Origin of the sequence: Neotabrizicola sp. VNH66 (genome assembly GCF_049445895.1) — a bacterium.
Classification (GTDB): Bacteria; Pseudomonadota; Alphaproteobacteria; order Rhodobacterales; family Rhodobacteraceae; genus Pseudogemmobacter.
The window spans coordinates 84,001-101,312 of sequence record NZ_JBMSDW010000002.1 but is presented as its reverse complement, the minus strand read 5'-3'; the positions used below and the strand labels follow the sequence as shown (position 1 = coordinate 101,312).

The following is a 17,312-nucleotide window of genomic DNA, read 5'->3' as shown; positions in this document are numbered from 1 at the left end:
AGGTTACTTCACCAGATAGGGACGGGCGCGGCGGCCGCTGGCATTGGGCAGGTCGCCGCCCACCGGGAAATCGCCCATCAGCACGGGCTGCATGCCCTGATTGCGCAGGTTCTGCAGGAACTGGCCAAAGCCGGTCAGATCGGCCAGCCGCGGCACCTCGGTCAGGCGGCGCAGCGACCGGGGGCTGATCTCATCCACGATGGTCTGCAACGGCTCCATCGGGGATTCCACGAATTCCGCCAAGGACCAGATGCGGACCCGCGCCTTGACCCATGGCGCGCGCAACACGGTGACAAGCTCGGTCTCGATCCGTTGCAGTCGCGCGGCTTCGGCCCGGATGTCGCCGAAATTGCGGTTGGACTGGAACAGCGGCACCGCAAAGGCCCCGGTGATCACCGAGATCTGAGCATTCGGATCGCCCGCGATGAAGGCGGCGATCTTCTGGTTGTCGTCGGGGCCGAACTGGAAGCACTGGCGTTCCCCGCGGGTGTTCCAGATCAGGCTGGTCAGGAAGGACCGCGGATTGTAGTCGCGCAATCTGGCGCTGTCGGACAGGGCACCGTTGTAGACCTGTGCCCCGCCCGAAAATTCCACCCGTTCCGGCGCGAAAAGATGGCCGTGGACACGGGTGCCTGCGACCTTGCTGAGCCAGGTGTCAAAGCCCTCGAACAGCTCGGCAAAACCCTCGAACACGGAATAGGGCGCGGCGGTGCGGCCGTTTTCCCATTCCCGGTTTGGAAAGCGCGACTGCATGTAAAGCCCCGCTCGGCCCGAGGTGCGCCGCTCCACCGCCTTGGCGAAGAGACGGTCGATCTTGCCGGGGTTCGGCTCTGCCCGGGGCTGGCTGGCGGCATCGGGCGACAGGAACGCCTCATACAGCTTTTCGGCCCGTGGCCAGATCTTGCGCGCGACAAAGCAGTCCGACCGGCGCAGCAGCTGCAGGTGATCGTCGTAGAAGATATGCGGCTTGCCCTGATAGTCGAACTTCGACAGCGTCAGCGACCGGCTTTCCACATTGGAGGAAACCATCCGCACCAGCGACTGGAAGTAGCTTTCATCCGGGATCCAGACCTTTCGGAAATAGCGGTCGAATTCGCCGCGCTGCGGGCCGTCCAGAATGGCGGACAGGGTCTGCCGTGTCAGGCACCACCATTGGCTGCCCAGATGCGGGACCAGCCCGTCGGGCAAGGCCCGGCGCACGCGGAACCTGCGCTGCACCTCGACATAGGTGTCGAACAGCCAGCGGTTCTTGCGCCAGCTGAACGGGAACCGCAGGGTGAAGCGTTCGGCATTCAGCCCGCCCACCGTCCAGCCCACATCCGCGGTGGTCACGCTTTCGATGAAATCGGTGCGGGGGCGGGCGTCCAGATAGTCCCGCAACTCCTCGACCGGGCGCAGGGGCAGGCAGGAACCGGAGGCGAGGTAGACATGCCGCACCTGCGGGAAATCGGCCAGCATGATGGCGGCGGCGGCCTGCGTGGCGGCGACGATGCCCCAGGTCCCCCATTCGCAGGCATGGCGCGGCGAAAAGCGGATGTTCGGCAGATCGGCCAGATCGGCCTTCAGCTTTTCCACACCTGCATCGGCGGTGCGCTTGTCGACATGGATGACGACGGGGCAGTCGCGCGTGGCCCAATAGCGGGCGGTCTGGGCCGCCCGGTCCAGCGCGGTATGGCACAGCATGACAAAGCCAAGCGTCACGCCCAATTCCCCTTGGACATCAGCCCCAGAATTTCCAGCTGGCGCCAGTTGATGTATTTCTCGCTCCACTTGCACCAGAAATCCGGCTGATCTTTCAGACCCTCCTGGTAGGCGCGGTATTCGCGGCTTTGGGCGTAATGTTCGCCCCGGGCCATCTCCTCCCGCGCCTTGACGGCGAAGGTGTCCAGAAACTTGGCATGCAAGAGACAGCCGGAGGCTTTTTCCCCGCCCCATTCATCGAAGACAAGGTTCAGCCCGCGCGGCAACAGCATATGGGTGGAGCTGACATAGGCATAGCTGCGGTCCCATTTCACCAGCGGCACCTTGTTCAGGGCAGGTGCGGAACGGGGATTTCCGGCAAAGAAAGTGCGCGTCCGCGGGCCGCCCTGAATCCACAGGTTGCCATAGGCCCAGTTGCGGCTGATCGTGTAATTGCCGCTGTCGAACCACTGCGCGATCTCGAACGGATTTTGCCCCTCGTGATAGGGCTGATCCTGCAGCGGGCCTTTGGGATACATGTCCAGAAGCATGGCCGAAAAGGCCCGGATCCCGCCTGCATCCAGCCAGTCCGTCAGCGCGCGCAGGGGCCGCGTCTCGCAAAACGGGTAGATCAGGAATTCGTCCACATCCACCGTCAGGCACCAGCGGCCATGGCCATAACGGCGCAGAAGCGCCATCATCCAGTCCACCCCGAACCGGCTGCGCTTGTAGCTGGCAGGGGTGGTCCACAGGCTGACATCGGGCTGGCGGGCCAGATATTCCCGGCTGCCGTCATCGCTGTCATTGTCGACGATCAGGAAGTGGTTGACCCCCAGATCGCGGTAATACTGCAGGAAGTAGGGCAGCCGCACCTTTTCGTTGCGCAGGGTCGCAAACAGCAGCATCGGGTCGCCCCGCAGGCTGTCCGCGCGGACCGACACCGGGCGCAGCTCTCTCCGCCGCAGCAGGGAACGGGCCAGCAGCCGCTTTCTGCGCCAACGCAGCCGGTATGACTCCATCACGCCCAAACGCGGCACCCCATATCAACGGACTGGCCCTGCAGAGCCTTGCCGGAAAACGGTTGACGAAGCGTTTCCCGCTTCCTGTCGCCCTGCGTCCCTTTTGGCCAAGGCTGCGTCATTGTTTCCCGGTCCGGCATTCCGTGGAAAAATCTACGCGGCAGGCGCAGATATGTAAACAATTCCACATCTTTTTTCGCCGGGATGAGTCCTTTCAGACCCACCCGCCGCGCGACATCAGGCCAAGCGCCTCCAGCTGGCGCCAGCCTGTGTAACGGCGCGAGGTGGGGCAGTGCAGCACCGGATCGGCGATCAGCGCGTCATAATAGCCGCCAAAGCGCGACGGATCGGCGAAATGTTCGCGCCGTTCTTTCTCTTCAGCCGATTTCTCGACGATCGTGTGCAGGAATTTGGTGTGCAGCAGCACGCCCGAGGTCCGCTCCCCCCCGGTTTCATCGAAAACCGCATTCAGACGCGGCGGCAGCGCGGTATGGGTCGAATTCAGCCAGGCATGGCGCCAGTGCCATTTCACCAGCGGTGTCTTGTTCAGCGTAGGGCCGCGGCGGGGGTCATCGGCGAAGAAGGCCCGTGCCCGGACGCCGCCCTGAATCCACAGGTTCCGCATCCGGGGCTGCACCTGCAGGATGTAATTCCCGCTGTCGAACCAGCGCAGGATCCGCAGCGGATCGTCCCCCGCGCGGTATTCCTGTGCTGACAGCGGGCCTTCGGGATAAAGGTCCAGCATCATCGCCGGGAACGCCTCGGCCCCCTGACTGTCCAGCCAGTGGGTCAGCGCGGGCAGGGGGCGGGTTTCCCAATGCGGATAGACCAGCAGCTCATCCGCATCCAGAACCAGCACCCAATGGCCGTGGCCGTGCCGCAGCAGCAGCCAATTCACCCAATCCAGCCCAAAGCGCGATTTCTTGTAACTGGCTGCGGTGGACCAGAGCGAAACATCGCGCTGGTCGCGCAGGTAATCCGCGGTGCCGTCGGTGCTGGCATTGTCCACGATCAGAAAGTGGTCGACGCCCAGCCTGCGGTGATGGTCCAGGAAATAGGGCAGCCGCACCGCCTCGTTCCGGACGGTCATGGCGCAAAGGATCTGGCCCTTGCGGATGGCATGGCTGCGGTCGGCGACGGCGCGCAGTTCCCGCCGTTTGCGGATGGCGCGGGCGATCAGCTTGCGCCGTTCCGCCCTGAGCCTATAGGCCTGCCAAAGCCCGCGCAGCGACAGGCGCGCGGGCGGCAGTTCGGCAATGGACCAGACGGCGGCGGCCTGCGGCCTCTGGTCATCCATGATCTTATTGGGCCGCCTTCTGCTGGGCGACGATCTCGTTCAGATAGACTGAGAATTCCTCGTTCAGATCCGGGCGCGACAGGCCGAAGGCCACGGTGGCCTGCAGGAAACCCGCTTTCGAGCCGCAATCGTAGCGCATCCCGCGGAAACGGTAGCCGAAGACGCCACCCTCACCGCCGACTTCCTCGGCAATGGCATCGGTCAGCTGGATTTCCCCGCCGGCACCCTGCTTCATGCGGTTCAGGTTGGTCAGGACCTTGGGGGTCAGGATATAGCGTCCGATCACGGCCAGGTTCGACGGCGCCTCTTCGGCCTTGGGCTTTTCGACCATGCCCTTCGCCTTGACGATGGAGCCCATGTCCTCTTCGATATCCAGCACCCCGTAAGAGCTGGCCTTGGCGGGCGGAACCTCCATCGCGGCGACCATGCAGCCGCCGGTCTGCTCATAGGCTTCGACCATCTGCTGCAGGCAGGCCTTGTCTGCGGCAATCACGTCATCGGGCAGCAGAACGGCAAACGGCTCATCCCCGATCAGGCGGCGGGCACACCAGACCGCATGGCCAAGACCCAGCGGGCGCGTCTGCCGCATATAGGCAATGGCGCCCGATTCCATGTTGGTATCCTTCAGGACATCCAGCAGGTCAGTCTTGCCCTTCTTGCGCAGCTCGCTTTCCAGCTCGGGCGCGTTGTCGAAATAATCTTCCAGCGCGGATTTGCCACGGCTGGTGACAAAGATGAATTCCTTGATCCCGGCGGCCCGCGCTTCGTCAATCGCATATTGGATCAGCGGCCGGTCCACCAGCGTCATGATCTCTTTCGGGATCGACTTGGTGGCCGGCAGAAAGCGGGTTCCCAGTCCTGCAACGGGAAAAACAGCCTTGGTAACTTTCTTGGTTTTCATATCTCAATCTCGATTGGCGTTGGGGCCTGATGCGGCGCAGGATAGCGGCTGAACGATTGCATGCCAGACGATTTTGTCATCATTCCGGCAGAGCCGGACCAGTCGGCGAAAATGCACTCAGAAATTGCTGCGATGGCACGGTTCGCCGCTGCATGGCAGAGGCGACATGCCTTATTTTAGCACAACCCCGGCGGCATAGGCCAGAAAGAAGGGGTTGTCCCAGCCCGGCTTGCCATAAGCCAGCGGCTGATGATCGTCGAGCCGCACGACATGCCCGCCCGCGCCGCGCAGCACGGCATCGCCCGCGGCAGTGTCCCATTCCATGGTCCGGCCAAGGCGCGGGTAGAAATCGGCCTCGCCCGTGGCGACAAGGCAGAACTTCAGGCTGGAGCCCGCGCTGCGCGCATCCTTCACCGCATAGCGGCCGATGTAATCGTCGGTCGCCTGATCGCGGTGGGACTTCGACGCCACGACCATCAGCGCGGTATTGTCCGGGATGGCCACCGCCAGCGGGGTCAGCGGACCGGGAGTGTCCTTGTCAAAGGCGCCCGTCTCCTCCACCGCGGCGCCTTCGTCCGTGGTGTAGAACAGCCGTCCCTGCGCCGGGGCATAGACCACCCCGCGCAGCGGCACGCCGTCCTGCACATAGGCGATGTTCACGGTGAAATCGCCGCGGCGCTGGACGAATTCCTTGGTGCCGTCCAGCGGATCGACGATCAGGAAGGTCTGGGCCATCAGCGTGTGGCTGGCCGCCTGTTCTTCGGTGATCAGCACCAGATCGGGAAATTCCGCCCGCAGCCCGGCCGAGATCAGCGCATCCGCCGCCTCGTCCGCCTCGGTCACCGGGCTCTGGTCGCCTTTGGAGCGCACCGCGAAATCGGGACTTTCATAGATTTCCATGATCTTGTCCCCCGCCTGAAGGGCAAGTCGGCGCATGACGGAGACAAGACGGGTGAAATCCATAAGATACTCCTGCATCGGAACCAGACAGGGCGGTTGCCACGCAGCGCCCATGCCCTTATCCTTTGCCGGAAAGGGAACGGCAAGGTTTCCCGCCGATATTCGGCAAACGGCATCGGCAGACGCACAGGCAGACAGCATCAGGCAAGGGGCAAGGCATGTTCCGACCGCAGGCGACCCGACCGTCGCGGCTCCGCTCGGGGTTCGAGCTTCTGGAGCTGATTTTCCATGCCACGGTGCGGGCCTTGCGCAAGACCCATGGCAATGCCGTGGTCGGTCTTGTGATGAGCGTCATTCAGGCCGCCATCGTTCTGGTGGTCTTCGTGGTCATGTTCGACATTCTCGGCATGCGCCGCTACGCGATCCGCGGCGATTTCATCCTGTATGTGATGTCGGGCGTCTTCATGTTCCTGACCCATACCAAGGCGCTGGCGGCGGTGGCGGCGGCGGATGCCCCGGCCTCGGCGATGATGATGCATGCGCCGATGAATCCCATCGTTGCGGTGACCTCTGCCGCGCTGGCCTCGCTTTACCAGCAGACGCTGGCGGCCTGCGTCATCCTGCTGTTCTATCACACGCTCTGGACGCCGATCAGCATTCATGACCCGATCGGCACGCTGGGTATCTATCTGCTGTCGTGGTTCTCAGGCGCGGGGATCGGGCTGATCTTCTACGCGGCCAAGCCGTGGAATCCGGATGTGGTGACGATCCTGTCCACCATCTGGCAGCGCGCCAATATGATCGCCTCGGGCAAGATGTTCGTGGCGAACACCGCGCCGGTCTATCTGCGCAACATGTTCGACTGGAACCCGCTGTTCCACACCATCGACCAGGGCCGGGGAGAGATTTTCCTGAACTATCACCCGCGCTTCACCTCGATCGACTATCCGGTCTATTGCGCGCTGGTCTGCATCATGATCGGGCTGATGGGGCAGTTCTTCACCCGCAAATATGCCTCGGCCAGCTGGGGGAAACGCCGGTGATCCGCGCCGCATTTGCAGTATTCCTGATGTGTTCTGCCGCGCAGGCAGAGCCGTTTCCCGCCGCCTATCAGGTGCAGGGCGTGGCCGCGGATGATGTGCTGAACATCCGGGCCGAACCCTCGGCCTCGGCGCCGGTTCTGGGTGCGCTTGGCCCCTTTGACATCAATGTCGAGGTGCTGCGCCTGTCCGAGGACGGAAAATGGGGCCTGGTTTCCCTGGCCGAAGGGGCAGGCTGGGTGGCCATGCGCTTTCTGCGGGCCACCCCGCCCGATGACCCTTCGCTGATCCCGCGGCCTTTCCGTTGCGTGGGGACAGAACCCTTCTGGTCGCTGACCTTGCCCGCCCGTGGCGGTATGGAGTGGAGCACGCCCGATACGCCCCGCACCGACCTGACCCTGACCGAAGAGCATGTGGCAAGTCAGGGCTATCTGGTCCGTGCCAAGGAAGGCACGACGCGAATCTACAGCCTGACGGTCACCCGCGAATGGTGCAGCGACGGCATGTCCGACCGCGAATTCGGCTTTCTGGCAAAGCTGTTCATCGAACAGCCGGACGGCAATCTGCTGCTGTCCGGCTGCTGCACTCTGGATGCGCGGTAGCGCCGCGGATCAGAAATTCCAGTCTTCATCCTCGGTCGCCACCGCCTTGCCGATGACATAGGAGGAGCCAGAGCCGGAGAAAAAGTCGTGGTTCTCGCTGTCAGGCGACAGCGCGGCCAGAATGGCCGGGTTCACTTCACAGGCAGTCGGCGGGAACAAAGCCTCATAGCCCAGGTTCTGCAGCGCCTTGTTGGCGTTGTAATGCAGGAAGGCCTTCACGTCTTCGGTCAGGCCGATGCCGTCATAGAGTTCCGCGGTATATTTCTGCTCGATGTCGTAAAGGTCGAACATCAGGGCAAAGGCGAAATCCTTCAGCTCCTGCCGCCGGTCTTCGGGCAGGGTCTCCTGCGCGCGCTGGAACTTGTAACCGATGTAATAGCCATGCACCGCCTCATCGCGGATGATCAGGCGGATCAGATCGGCGGTGTTGGTCAGCTTGGCGCGGCTGGACCAATACATCGGCAGATAGAAGCCGGAGTAGAACAGGAACGACTCAAGGAACACTGACGCGATCTTGCGCTTCAGCGGATCCTCGCCCGCGCGGTATTTCTCCAGCACGATCCGGGCCTTGGCCTGAAGATGCGGATTCTCCTCGCTCCAGCGGAAAGCCTCGTCCACCTCCTTGGTGGAACACAGCGTCGAGAAGATCGAGGAATAGCTGCGCGCGTGCACCGATTCCATGAAGGCGATGTTGGTCAGGCAGGCCTCTTCATGCGGCGTCACCGCATCGGGCATCAGCGACACGGCGCCGAGCGAGCTTTGCAGCGTGTCCAGAAGCGTGAGCCCGGTGAAGACGCGGATCGTCAGCTCCCGCTCCTCGGGGCGCAGGGTGGACCAGCTTTGCACGTCATTCGACAGCGGCACCTTTTCCGGCAGCCAGAAATTCACCGTCAGCCGGTTCCAGACCTCAAGGTCCTTGTCGTCCTGCATCCGGTTCCAGTTGATCGCCTTCAGCACGGTGCGGCTGGCCACATGATCCTTCACGGCGAAGGCTCCCTCATTTTCTGTCTAAAAATATCCCGGGGGGTCCGGGGGGCTGGCCCCCCGGCGCCTGCCAGCCTCACAACGTGCAGGAGACGCAGCCCTGCACTTCGGTGCCTTCCAGCGCGGTCTGGCGCAGGCGGATGTAGTAGATCGTCTTGATCCCCTTCCGCCAGGCATAGATCTGCGCCTTGTTGATGTCGCGGGTCGTGGCCTCGGCCGGGAAGAACAGCGTCAGCGACAGGCCCTGATCCACATGCTCGGTCGCTGCGGCATAGGTGTCGATGATCTTTTCCGGCCCGATCTCATAGGCGTCCTTGTAATATTCAAGGTTGTCGTTCGACATGAAGGCGGCCGGGTAATAAACGCGGCCGATCTTGCCTTCCTTGCGGATCTCGATCTTCGCCACGATCGGGTGGATCGAGGAGGTCGAGTTGTTGATATAGCTGATCGAGCCCGTCGGCGGCACCGCCTGCAGGTTGCGGTTGAACATGCCGTATTTCATCACGTCTTCACGCAGCGCAGCCCAGTCGTCGCGGGTGGGCAGGGTGATGCCGTCGAAGACGCGCGCCACATCGGGCAGCGTGGGCAGCCAGTCGCGGCTGGTGTATTTCTCGAAGAACGACCCGTCGGCATATTTCGACTTGTCGAAATCCTTGAAGGTCGCGCCCCGTTCCTTGGCCAGAAGGCAGGAGGTGCGGATGGCATGATAGGCGATGGCCGCGAAATAGACGGAGGTGAACTCCACCCCCTCGGCGCTGCCATAGTGGATGCGTTCGCGGGCAAGGAAGCCGTGCAGGTTCATCTGCCCCAGACCCACGGCATGCGCCTCGTCATTGCCGCGGCGGATCGACGGGACGGCGTCGATGGCCGACATCTCGCTGACAGCGGTCAGCGCCCGGACCGAGGTTTCCACCGTGGCGCCGAAATCCGGCCCGTCCATGGTGGCGGCGATGTTCAGCGACCCAAGGTTGCAGGAGATGTCCGTGCCCAGATGGGAATAGGACAGGTCCTCGTTGAACTCGCTTGCCTCGTTCACCTGCAGGATTTCGCTGCAAAGGTTCGACATGGTGATGCGCCCGTGGATCGGGTTCGCCTTGTTCACCGTGTCTTCGAACATGACATAGGGGTAGCCGGATTCGAACTGGATCTCGGCAATGGTCTGGAAGAATTCCCGCGCGTTGATCTTGCGCTTCTTGATGCGCTTGTCGTCCACCATCTCGGCATATTTCTCGGTGACCGAGATTTCCGAGAAGGGCACGCCATAGACCTTGGCCACGTCATGGGGCGAGAAGAGGTACATATCCTCGTTCTTCTTGGCCAGTTCAAAGGTGATGTCGGGGATCACCACGCCAAGCGACAGCGTCTTGATGCGGATCTTCTCGTCCGCATTCTCGCGCTTGGTGTCAAGGAAGCGCAGGATGTCCGGGTGGTGCGCGTTCAGATAGACCGCGCCCGCGCCCTGCCGGGCACCCAGCTGGTTGGCGTAGGAGAACGAGTCTTCCAGCAGTTTCATCACCGGGATCACGCCCGACGACTGGTTCTCGATCCCCTTGATAGGCGCACCAGCCTCGCGCAGGTTGGTCAGCATCAGCGCCACGCCGCCGCCGCGCTTGGACAGCTGCAGGGCCGAGTTGATGGAGCGGCCGATGCTCTCCATGTTGTCTTCCAGCCGCAGCAGGAAGCAGGAAATCAACTCGCCCCGCGATTTCTTCCCGGCGTTCAGGAAGGTGGGGGTGGCGGGCTGGAAGCGCCCTGCGATGATCTCTTCCATCAGCGCCATGGCCAGCACTTCATCGCCGCGGGCCAGCGTCAGGGCGACCATCACCACGCGGTCTTCGTAGCGTTCCAGATAGCGCTGCCCGTCGCGGGTCTTCAGCGTGTAGCTGGTGTAATATTTGAATGCGCCCAGAAAGGCGGGGAAGCGGAACTTGCGGGCATAGGCCTCATCCCAGATGCGGCGCTGGAAATTCTTGGAATACTGGTCCAGCACCTCGGGCTCGTAATAGCCCTCATCCACCAGATAACGCAGTTTCTCATCCAGATTGTGGAAGAAAACCGTGTTCTGGTTGACGTGCTGCAGGAAATACTGGCGCGCGGCCATGCGGTCGGCGTCGAACCGGATGTTGCCCTGATTGTCGTACAGGTTCAGCATCGCGTTCAGCGCGTGATAGTCGAGTGTTTCCTTGGTCCCACCCGCCTTCACACCGTGGTCGAGCATTCCATCCCCCAGAATTTGGCAAGCCCGGACTGCACCCGGGCGACATCGGTTTCAGTTCCGGCCAGCTCGAATCGGTAGAGCACCGGAACGTTGCACTTGGCCGATATGACGGCCCCGGCGCAAGCATAGGTCGCGCCGAAATTTCGGTTCCCGCCGGCGATGACGCCGCGGATCAGCGCCCGACGCGCGGGGTCGTTCAGAAACCGTATGACCGGCTTTGCAACGGCACCGCGGCCCATGCCGTCGGCATAGGTCGGGCTGATCAGAACGTAGGGTCCGGAAGGTTCGGGCAGCGGATCATCCGGATGGACCGGGATTCGCTGCGCGGGCAGGCCCAGACGGGCCACGAAACGCGCCGTATTGCCGGAGGCCGATGAAAAATAGATCAGCCCCCCCACGGCGCGGCGGCCCCTCAGGCCAGACGGCCGATCATGTCGGGACGGAATCCGGCCCAATGGGCTTCGCCGGCGATGACGACGGGGGCCTGACGATAGCCCATGGCCATCACCTTCTCCATCGCTTCGGCATCTTCGGTCAGGTCGATCAGGCGATAGTCCAGACCTTTGGCATCCAGTGCGCGGGTGGTGGCGGTGCACTGAACGCAAGCGGGTTTGGAGTAAACTGTGATGGTCATGCCTTCTGTCCCCATGTTCGTTTCTTCGGGCGGATAAAAGACCGTTCCGGCAAGCACAGGCCTGCCGGTTGATCGGCCCGCGCCCGCCGCGCGGTTTGACTTCGGTGCTCCGGCCATGTGCCTCAGGCCGCGGTGCAAGGGACTGCGGATCTTCACAGGGTGTCCCTCCCCGGTGAAATTCCAGCAGTGCTGTTCACTTGCACGCGCCGGGCGCCGGCGGTTTTGTGGCCGCGCCGCCCGCTGTCCATCGAGTCGCCCCGATGGGCCGGAACACCACAAATAGGAAGCAGACGGGGGGCGGTGTCAAGATGTTGTTAGGGTCTGACGGCGCATCCTATCTGTAGCGTGGCGTCGCTGCCGTGTAGAGAGGCTTTGTCGGGGCTTGTATATTTCCGATAGAAATACTATGAAATCCGGGATCAAGCGGAAGGCCAGATCGCGAACCCTGTTCCGGAGCATGCGCATGGCCCATGATCACCGCCCGTCCGAAGATGCCTGCCCGCTGGAAATGCTGGACCTCGACCCGTTCGAGACCGGCCTTCTGTCGGTGCTGCGCCACCTGCTGACCGCCTTTTCCCGGCCCGAGACGCAGGCCTGGCAGACGGGCTTTTCCATCGCGACCGAACGCTGGGGCATCGCCCGCGGCCCACAGATCGCGCAATGCCTGTTGTCGGTGGTGCAGGCCCTGCGGCAGGCGCGGCAGTCCGACTTCCGCTTTGCCAATCCTTTGTGTCCGGATTGCCGCACCTGGGCCACCGGGGAAGAGGCCGCCTTCTGCCGCATGTTGCAGGCGATGCGGCGCGACCGCCCCGATCTGGCCCGCCCGGCGGTGATGGATCTGGCCGAAGGGGTGATGGACCCGGTGCTGATTCAGGCCGGGCTGGCCTTTGCGGCCCGCTTCCCGGCCGAGGGCGGGGACCTGCGCCCCATGCCCGCCGCAGAGCCGCATCCGCGCCCCACGGCCCGGCACCTGCGGCTGGTGCACTGACCCTCAGAGGTGATGCAGGACGAGGGGGCGCCCCTCCACCTCCTGCACGCGCAGGGGCATGTCATAGATCCGGCCCAGGGTGTCCGGCGTGAAGACCTGCGCCGGGCTGCCTTCGGCCGCCACCCGCCCGTCCTTCAGCGCGACCACGTGGTCGGCCCAGGCGGCGGCAAAGTTGATCTCATGCACCACCATCACGATGCTGCGGCCCGTGTCGCGCAGCACGGCCAGCCGCTGCATCAGCGCCCGGCCATGCGCCATGTCCAGCGCGGCCAGCGGTTCATCCAGCAATAGCCACGGCGTGTCCTGCGCGAAGGCCATGGCCAGATGCGCGCGCTGCCGCTGGCCGCCCGACAGCTCATTCAGAAAGCGGTGGCGCAGGGGCAGAAGCCCGAACGCCTCCAGCGCGGTTTCCACCTGCGCGGTATCGGCCGGGCCGGGGCGGCCCTGATGATGCGGCCAGCGCCCGAAGGCCACCAGTTCCGCCACGCGCAACCTGCTCATCACCGCGGCATTCTGCGGCAGGATCGCCATGACCCGCGCCAGCGCGGCCGAGGGCGTGGTCGTGACATCGTGCCCCGCCACGGTGATGCGCCCCGCCTGCACCGGCGCCAGCCGCGCGATCAGCGACAGGAGCGTGGACTTCCCCGCCCCGTTCGGCCCGATCAGCGCGGTGATCCGCCCTTCGGGCAGGGTCAGCCCGATATCGCGCAGGACATCGGCCTTGCCGATGCGGTGAGAGACGCCCTCGACCCGGATCATCGCACACGCCCTTTCAGAAGGAGGAACAGGAAGACCAGCCCACCCGCGAATTCCACCACGGCGGGCAGGGTGGACTGTCGGGAGAGCACCCGCTCGAACAGCCATTGTCCGGCCACCAGCATCAGGCAGGCCACGGCGATGGCATGGGCCATCAGTGGAACATGGCGGTCTGTTCCCGCCAGAGGCCGGGCCAGCGCCACCACGATCAGCCCCAGAAAGGCCATCGGCCCGACCAGCGCCGTTGCCACCGCGACCAGCACCGCCACCAAAGCCAGCGCCCCGCGCAGCACCCTGTCATGCGCCAGCCCCAGCGACACCGCGGTCGTGCGGCCAAGTGCCAGCACATCCAGCCGCAGCGCCATCAGGAAGGCGGCCATGATGGCCAGCAGGCTGAACCCCGCGGCCCAGGGCAGCAGGCCCGCCTGCACCTTGGCAAAACTTGCCTGTGACTGCGCCTGCACCACGGCAAAGGCGTTGGGGTCCATCACCCGGGCCAGAAACCCGCTGGCTGAGCGGAAAAGGACGCCAAGGATCACCCCGGTCAGGATCATGCGCGGCACGTCCTGCGCGCCACGTCCCATCAGCGTGCCGAACAGCAGCAGCGCCGCTGCCACCAGTAGACCGACCTCCGCCGTGAATTTCGCCGCCGCGGGCAGGCCGGCAAAGCCCACCGGGCCAAGCCCCGCGACCAGCGCTGTCTGCACCAGCACGAACAGCGCGTCAAAACCCATGATCTGCGGCGTCAGAATGCGGTTGCGGCTGACGGTCTGGAACAGCACCGTTGCCACGGCCACCGCTGCACCTACCACCAGCATTCCGGCCAGCCGGGTGGCCCTTAGGCCAAGGACGAACTGCCATTTCGGCCCCAGACCGGGCAGCAGATACAGGGCCGAGGCCGCCAGAAGCGCCCCGCCCAACAGAAACAATCGCCTATCCATGCCGCGGCGCCCGCCACAACAGGACCAGGAACAAGAGCGCACCCAACACACCCAGAACCGTGCCCACCGGCACCTCATAGGGGTGGATCACCAGCCGCCCGGTGATGTCGCAGGCCAAGAGCAGAACCGCCCCGCCCAAGCCGGTGACGGGCAGGCTGGCCCGCAGATTGTCGCCCATCAGGCGGCTGACGATGTTCGGCACCACAAGGCCCACGAAAGGGATCATCCCGACCGTCGCCATCACCAGCGCGGTGACCAGCGAGACGACGACCAGCCCCAGCCGCATCACCGCCTTCGGGCTGAGGCCAAGGCCGGTGGCCATCTCATCCCCCAGACCCAGAATGGCAAAGCGGTCGGCGGCGAACAGCGCCAGCACGGCGGCGGCGCCCGCGATCCACAACAGCTCATACCTTCCGGCGATCACACCGGAGAATTCGCCGGTCATCAGCCAGATCTGCACGAACTGGATCAGATCGGTCTGCCAGCCGATGTGCAGGACCAGCGCACCCAGAACCCCGGACCAGACAAGGCCCGCCAAGGGCACCAGCATCACCTCTTGCGGGGGCAGGCGGCGGATCAGCCGCAGAAAGACCGCGGTGCCCAGAAGGCCCGCCCCGGCGGCCACCGCCATCTTGACCCAAAGCGCCGCGCCGGGGGCCCAGAGGCTGACCGCCAGCAGGCCAAGCGCCGCGCTTTCGCCGGTGCCCACGGTGCCCGGCTCGACAAAGCGGTTGCGGACGATCTGCTGGATCACCACGCCCGAGACTGCCAGCGCCGCCCCGGTCAGCACCACCGCCAGCGTGCGGGGCAGGCGTGAGATCCAGAAGATCATCTGCGCCCGGCCGTCCGTGGCCATGGCGGCGCCCAGATCGGCCGCGCCGACCGCAAGGCTGATCCCGCACAGCAGGATCAGAACAAGGATCAGCGCCACCGTCAGCTTCATCGGATCAGCCGCCGAAGCCCTTCAGCAGCTCGTCCAGTGTGGTGGACAGCGAGGTATAGCCGCCGCCCGCCACATAGATCGGAGCCGAGGACAGATAGATGATCTGGCCCTTCTGGCCGGCGGTGGTGGCGGCCACCAGATCGTTCTTCAGCGTGTCCGATGCGCTGGCCGGCTCGCCGATGGCGGCAGAGCGGTCCACGACGATGATCCAGTCCGGGTTCACCTCGGCGATAAATTCAAAGGACACGGCATCGCCATGGGTGTCGGGGTTCAGGTTCTCGAACGCCTCGGGGATCGCTAGCGCATCATGCAGCCACGAGAAACGCGAGCCCTTGCCATAGGCGGCCACCTTCGGCCCGTTGGTCATCAGGATCAGCGCGCGGCCCTTGCCCGCGGCGGCGTCCTTCACCGCCGCGATCTTGGCATCCAGCGTGGCGGTCAGCTCGGCCGCCTTGGCTTCTTTGCCGAACAGCGTGCCATAGGCGGCGATGCGGGCGCGGGCCTCGCCCACCAGATCTTCCCAGATCGTCATGTCGATGGTGGGGGCCACGGCGGACAGTGCCTCAACCTGCGTGGAGGACCGGCCCCCCGCGATGATCAGATCCGGCGACAGCGCGGCCAGCGCCTCCAGATCCGGTTCGAACAGGGTGCCGACGACCGGCACCGCCCCGGCCAGCGGCGACAGGTAATCGACATAAAGCTTGTCCGGCACACCCGCGACTGGAACGCCAAGCGCGTTCAGCGTGTCGATGGCGGCAATGTCCAGCACGGCCACCGTGGCGGGATGGGCCGGCAGCGTCACCTCACCCGTGGCGGTGGCAATCGTCACATCCTGCGCCAGGGCGGCGGTGGCGGACAGGGAAAGGGCCAGTGCAAGGCCAGCCCGGCGCAGCGGGGTCAGCATGGGAATGCTCCTCTGTCTGTGGTCTGGCGTGTGGCTGGAAACTGGCTTCACGACTTTGCGCTGACTAACGCCTTGCGCCACGGGAATCCAGCGCATATTCCGGGTAAAACACTAGGGAATATGCCGATGCGCTCCACCGCCCGCTATCCGACCCAGCATGCCTCGAAATACATGCAACAATTGCTGAAGCACTTCGCCCACAAGGTGGAGGTTCAGTATGACGAAACGCATGGCACCGCTGCCCTGATGACAGGCCCGGCCGAGTTGTGGGCCGATGCCGAGGGGCTGACCGTCACGGTGACGGGTGAGGATGCCAAGGCGGTCATTCAGGCGCGTTATACGATCGACAGCCATCTCGTGACCTTTGCCCATCGTGAAAACTTCACGGGGCTGAGCTGGACAGTCGATCCGGCCTGAGCCTTCAGGCCGGAACCGTCGGGCTGTCCTGCAATGCGGGGGTGGGCAGGCGGCGGCCGCTGAATGTGTCGAAGAAATGCGCGGCACCACGGCCGATGGCCAGCCGCATCTCATCGGCAAAGGGGGCCTGCGGGGGCAGGGTCAGCGTCAGGGGCTGACCCTCGACATGGCCGTGGATCAGCCTTTGCGCCCCCAGCTCCTCGATGAAATCCACCCGGAACGGCAGGCCCTGCGCGGCGGGGTGCAGATCTTCTGCCCTGAGGCCCAGCGTGACGCTGCCGCGGGCATGGGGCAGGGCAGGCAGGTCCAGTACCGTGGCGCCGATTCGCAGCCGCCCGCCGTCGATTTCGGCATCCAGAAGGTTCATCGCCGGTGATCCGATGAAACTGGCCACGAAGGTCGAGGCGGGGCGGTGGTAGATTTCCAACGGGGCGCCCACCTGCTCGATCCGGCCCCCGTTCAGCACGACCAGCCGGTCGGCCAGCGTCATCGCCTCCAGCTGGTCATGGGTCACGTAAAGCGAGGTGGTGCCCAGACGGCGCTGCAGCCGCCGGATTTCTCCCCGCATGCTGACCCGCAGCTTGGCGTCCAGATTGGACAGCGGCTCGTCGAACAGAAAGGCCGCGGGCTTGCGCACCACGGCGCGGCCCATGGCCACCCGTTGCCGCTGCCCGCCGGACAAGGCGCGCGGCTTGCGGTCCAGATAGGGCGCCAGTTCCAGCATCCGAGCCGCCTCGGCCACACGCGCCTCGATCTCGGCCGCGGGGGTTTTGCGGTTCTTCAGCCCATAGGCCATGTTTTCCCGCACGGTCATGTGGGGGTAAAGCGCGTAGTTCTGGAACACCATGGCAATGTCGCGGTCGGCCGGGTCCACCCGGTTCACCACACGGTTGGCAATCCGCACCTCACCGCCGGTGATCTCTTCCAGCCCGGCCACCATGCGCAGAAGCGTGGACTTGCCACAGCCCGAGGGGCCGACCAGCACGATGAATTCGCCATCGCGGATGGTCAGGTCGATGTCGGCGACCGAGGGGGCGCGCGCCCCGGGATAGGTCTTTGACACATTGGAAAGGGTGATCGCGGCCATA

18 protein-coding genes are annotated in these 17,312 nt (G+C 64.4%); 4 read left to right on the top strand and 14 right to left on the bottom strand.

Annotated elements, in window-relative coordinates; translation table 11 throughout:
• Positions 1-3 precede the first annotated feature (3 nt).
• From ACO2Q5_RS03005 to cysQ, 5 genes are all read right to left on the bottom strand, one after another.
• Positions 4-1,701 (bottom strand): beta-1,6-N-acetylglucosaminyltransferase, encoded by a 1,698-nt coding sequence (locus ACO2Q5_RS03005; protein ID WP_423288109.1) that lies wholly within the window; start codon positions 1,699-1,701, stop codon positions 4-6.
• Positions 1,698-2,699 carry a glycosyltransferase family 2 protein gene (locus ACO2Q5_RS03000; RefSeq protein ID WP_423288108.1) on the bottom strand — a complete coding sequence of 334 codons (1,002 nt, stop codon included), beginning with the start codon at positions 2,697-2,699 and terminating at the stop codon, positions 1,698-1,700. Before ACO2Q5_RS03000 ends, ACO2Q5_RS03005 begins: the two co-directional genes overlap by 4 nt.
• A 214-nt stretch (positions 2,700-2,913) precedes the next feature.
• Entirely contained in the window at positions 2,914-3,996 is a 1,083-nt protein-coding gene (locus ACO2Q5_RS02995; RefSeq protein ID WP_423288107.1) for a glycosyltransferase family 2 protein, read from the bottom strand.
• 4 nt (positions 3,997-4,000) lie between these two features.
• Entirely contained in the window at positions 4,001-4,897 is an 897-nt protein-coding gene (galU, locus tag ACO2Q5_RS02990; RefSeq protein WP_423288106.1) for a UTP--glucose-1-phosphate uridylyltransferase GalU, read from the bottom strand.
• Positions 4,898-5,068: 171 nt separating this feature from the next.
• Positions 5,069-5,860: a 3'(2'),5'-bisphosphate nucleotidase CysQ gene (gene cysQ / locus ACO2Q5_RS02985; protein ID WP_423288105.1), complete on the bottom strand. Its 792-nt coding sequence runs from the start codon at positions 5,858-5,860 to the stop codon at positions 5,069-5,071.
• A gap of 155 nt (positions 5,861-6,015) precedes the next feature.
• On the opposite strand from cysQ, the gene ACO2Q5_RS02980 reads away from it, so the two are divergent.
• A complete protein-coding gene (locus ACO2Q5_RS02980) occupies positions 6,016-6,840 on the top strand; it encodes an ABC transporter permease (protein WP_423288104.1) in 825 nt (274 codons plus the stop codon).
• Positions 6,837-7,439, top strand: coding sequence for a COG3650 family protein (locus ACO2Q5_RS02975; protein ID WP_423288103.1), 603 nt, complete (start codon positions 6,837-6,839; stop codon positions 7,437-7,439). Before ACO2Q5_RS02980 ends, ACO2Q5_RS02975 begins: the two co-directional genes overlap by 4 nt.
• A gap of 9 nt (positions 7,440-7,448) precedes the next feature.
• Here the strand turns inward: ACO2Q5_RS02975 and nrdF are convergent, their stop codons facing one another.
• From nrdF to nrdH, 4 genes are all read right to left on the bottom strand, one after another.
• On the bottom strand, positions 7,449-8,423 hold the full coding sequence (nrdF, locus tag ACO2Q5_RS02970; RefSeq protein WP_423288102.1) for a class 1b ribonucleoside-diphosphate reductase subunit beta: 975 nt from the start codon (positions 8,421-8,423) through the stop codon (positions 7,449-7,451).
• Between the two features lie 76 nt (positions 8,424-8,499).
• A complete protein-coding gene (gene nrdE / locus ACO2Q5_RS02965; RefSeq protein WP_423288101.1) occupies positions 8,500-10,641 on the bottom strand; it encodes a class 1b ribonucleoside-diphosphate reductase subunit alpha in 2,142 nt (713 codons plus the stop codon).
• On the bottom strand, positions 10,623-11,039 hold the full coding sequence (gene nrdI, locus ACO2Q5_RS02960) for a class Ib ribonucleoside-diphosphate reductase assembly flavoprotein NrdI (protein WP_423288100.1): 417 nt from the start codon (positions 11,037-11,039) through the stop codon (positions 10,623-10,625). The genes nrdE and nrdI overlap by 19 nt, the downstream gene beginning before the upstream one ends.
• Before the next feature lie 14 nt (positions 11,040-11,053).
• Complete coding sequence (nrdH, locus tag ACO2Q5_RS02955; RefSeq protein WP_423288099.1) at positions 11,054-11,275, bottom strand: glutaredoxin-like protein NrdH; 222 nt, start codon at positions 11,273-11,275, stop codon at positions 11,054-11,056.
• Positions 11,276-11,738: 463 nt separating this feature from the next.
• Between nrdH and ACO2Q5_RS02950 the strand changes: the two genes are divergently transcribed.
• Positions 11,739-12,263 carry a hypothetical protein gene (locus ACO2Q5_RS02950; protein WP_423288098.1) on the top strand — a complete coding sequence of 175 codons (525 nt, stop codon included), beginning with the start codon at positions 11,739-11,741 and terminating at the stop codon, positions 12,261-12,263.
• Positions 12,264-12,266: 3 nt separating this feature from the next.
• On the opposite strand, the gene ACO2Q5_RS02945 is transcribed toward ACO2Q5_RS02950, so the two are convergent.
• Genes ACO2Q5_RS02945 through ACO2Q5_RS02930 form a run of 4 tightly spaced genes read right to left on the bottom strand, consistent with a single transcriptional unit; the run spans position 12,267 to position 15,807 of the window.
• Positions 12,267-13,022, bottom strand: a complete 756-nt coding sequence (locus tag ACO2Q5_RS02945) for an ABC transporter ATP-binding protein (protein ID WP_423288097.1) — start codon at positions 13,020-13,022, stop codon at positions 12,267-12,269.
• Positions 13,019-13,960 (bottom strand): iron chelate uptake ABC transporter family permease subunit, encoded by a 942-nt coding sequence (locus tag ACO2Q5_RS02940; RefSeq protein ID WP_423288096.1) that lies wholly within the window; start codon positions 13,958-13,960, stop codon positions 13,019-13,021. Before ACO2Q5_RS02940 ends, ACO2Q5_RS02945 begins: the two co-directional genes overlap by 4 nt.
• Complete coding sequence (locus ACO2Q5_RS02935; RefSeq protein WP_423288095.1) at positions 13,953-14,903, bottom strand: ABC transporter permease; 951 nt, start codon at positions 14,901-14,903, stop codon at positions 13,953-13,955. The genes ACO2Q5_RS02940 and ACO2Q5_RS02935 overlap by 8 nt, the downstream gene beginning before the upstream one ends.
• 4 nt (positions 14,904-14,907) lie before the next feature.
• Positions 14,908-15,807: a siderophore ABC transporter substrate-binding protein gene (locus tag ACO2Q5_RS02930; RefSeq protein WP_423288094.1), complete on the bottom strand. Its 900-nt coding sequence runs from the start codon at positions 15,805-15,807 to the stop codon at positions 14,908-14,910.
• Between the two features lie 126 nt (positions 15,808-15,933).
• Here ACO2Q5_RS02930 and ACO2Q5_RS02925 point away from each other — a divergent pair, with 126 nt between their 5' ends.
• Positions 15,934-16,224, top strand: a complete 291-nt coding sequence (locus ACO2Q5_RS02925) for a DUF2218 domain-containing protein (protein ID WP_423288093.1) — start codon at positions 15,934-15,936, stop codon at positions 16,222-16,224.
• A 4-nt stretch (positions 16,225-16,228) separates the two neighbouring features.
• Here ACO2Q5_RS02925 and ACO2Q5_RS02920 read toward each other — a convergent pair whose 3' ends face one another.
• Positions 16,229-17,311: a sn-glycerol-3-phosphate import ATP-binding protein UgpC gene (locus ACO2Q5_RS02920; protein ID WP_423288092.1), complete on the bottom strand. Its 1,083-nt coding sequence runs from the start codon at positions 17,309-17,311 to the stop codon at positions 16,229-16,231.
• Between the last annotated feature and the right edge of the window lies 1 nt (position 17,312).

What these genes read in the sequence shown, in the direction of transcription:
- ACO2Q5_RS03000 (WP_423288108.1), bottom strand. Translation starts at nt 2,699, where the DNA reads ATGGAGTCATACCGGCTGCGTTGGCGCAGAAAGCGGCTGCTGGCCCGT.
- ACO2Q5_RS02995 (WP_423288107.1), bottom strand. Translation starts at nt 3,996, where the DNA reads ATGGATGACCAGAGGCCGCAGGCCGCCGCCGTCTGGTCCATTGCCGAA.
- galU (WP_423288106.1), bottom strand. Translation starts at nt 4,897, where the DNA reads ATGAAAACCAAGAAAGTTACCAAGGCTGTTTTTCCCGTTGCAGGACTG.
- cysQ (WP_423288105.1), bottom strand. Translation starts at nt 5,860, where the DNA reads ATGGATTTCACCCGTCTTGTCTCCGTCATGCGCCGACTTGCCCTTCAG.
- ACO2Q5_RS02980 (WP_423288104.1), top strand. Translation starts at nt 6,016, where the DNA reads ATGTTCCGACCGCAGGCGACCCGACCGTCGCGGCTCCGCTCGGGGTTC.
- nrdE (WP_423288101.1), bottom strand. Translation starts at nt 10,641, where the DNA reads ATGCTCGACCACGGTGTGAAGGCGGGTGGGACCAAGGAAACACTCGAC.
- nrdH (WP_423288099.1), bottom strand. Translation starts at nt 11,275, where the DNA reads ATGACCATCACAGTTTACTCCAAACCCGCTTGCGTTCAGTGCACCGCC.
- ACO2Q5_RS02950 (WP_423288098.1), top strand. Translation starts at nt 11,739, where the DNA reads ATGGCCCATGATCACCGCCCGTCCGAAGATGCCTGCCCGCTGGAAATG.
- ACO2Q5_RS02945 (WP_423288097.1), bottom strand. Translation starts at nt 13,022, where the DNA reads ATGATCCGGGTCGAGGGCGTCTCTCACCGCATCGGCAAGGCCGATGTC.
- ACO2Q5_RS02940 (WP_423288096.1), bottom strand. Translation starts at nt 13,960, where the DNA reads ATGGATAGGCGATTGTTTCTGTTGGGCGGGGCGCTTCTGGCGGCCTCG.
- ACO2Q5_RS02935 (WP_423288095.1), bottom strand. Translation starts at nt 14,903, where the DNA reads ATGAAGCTGACGGTGGCGCTGATCCTTGTTCTGATCCTGCTGTGCGGG.
- ACO2Q5_RS02930 (WP_423288094.1), bottom strand. Translation starts at nt 15,807, where the DNA reads ATGCTGACCCCGCTGCGCCGGGCTGGCCTTGCACTGGCCCTTTCCCTG.
- ACO2Q5_RS02925 (WP_423288093.1), top strand. Translation starts at nt 15,934, where the DNA reads ATGCGCTCCACCGCCCGCTATCCGACCCAGCATGCCTCGAAATACATG.
- ACO2Q5_RS02920 (WP_423288092.1), bottom strand. Translation starts at nt 17,311, where the DNA reads ATGGCCGCGATCACCCTTTCCAATGTGTCAAAGACCTATCCCGGGGCG.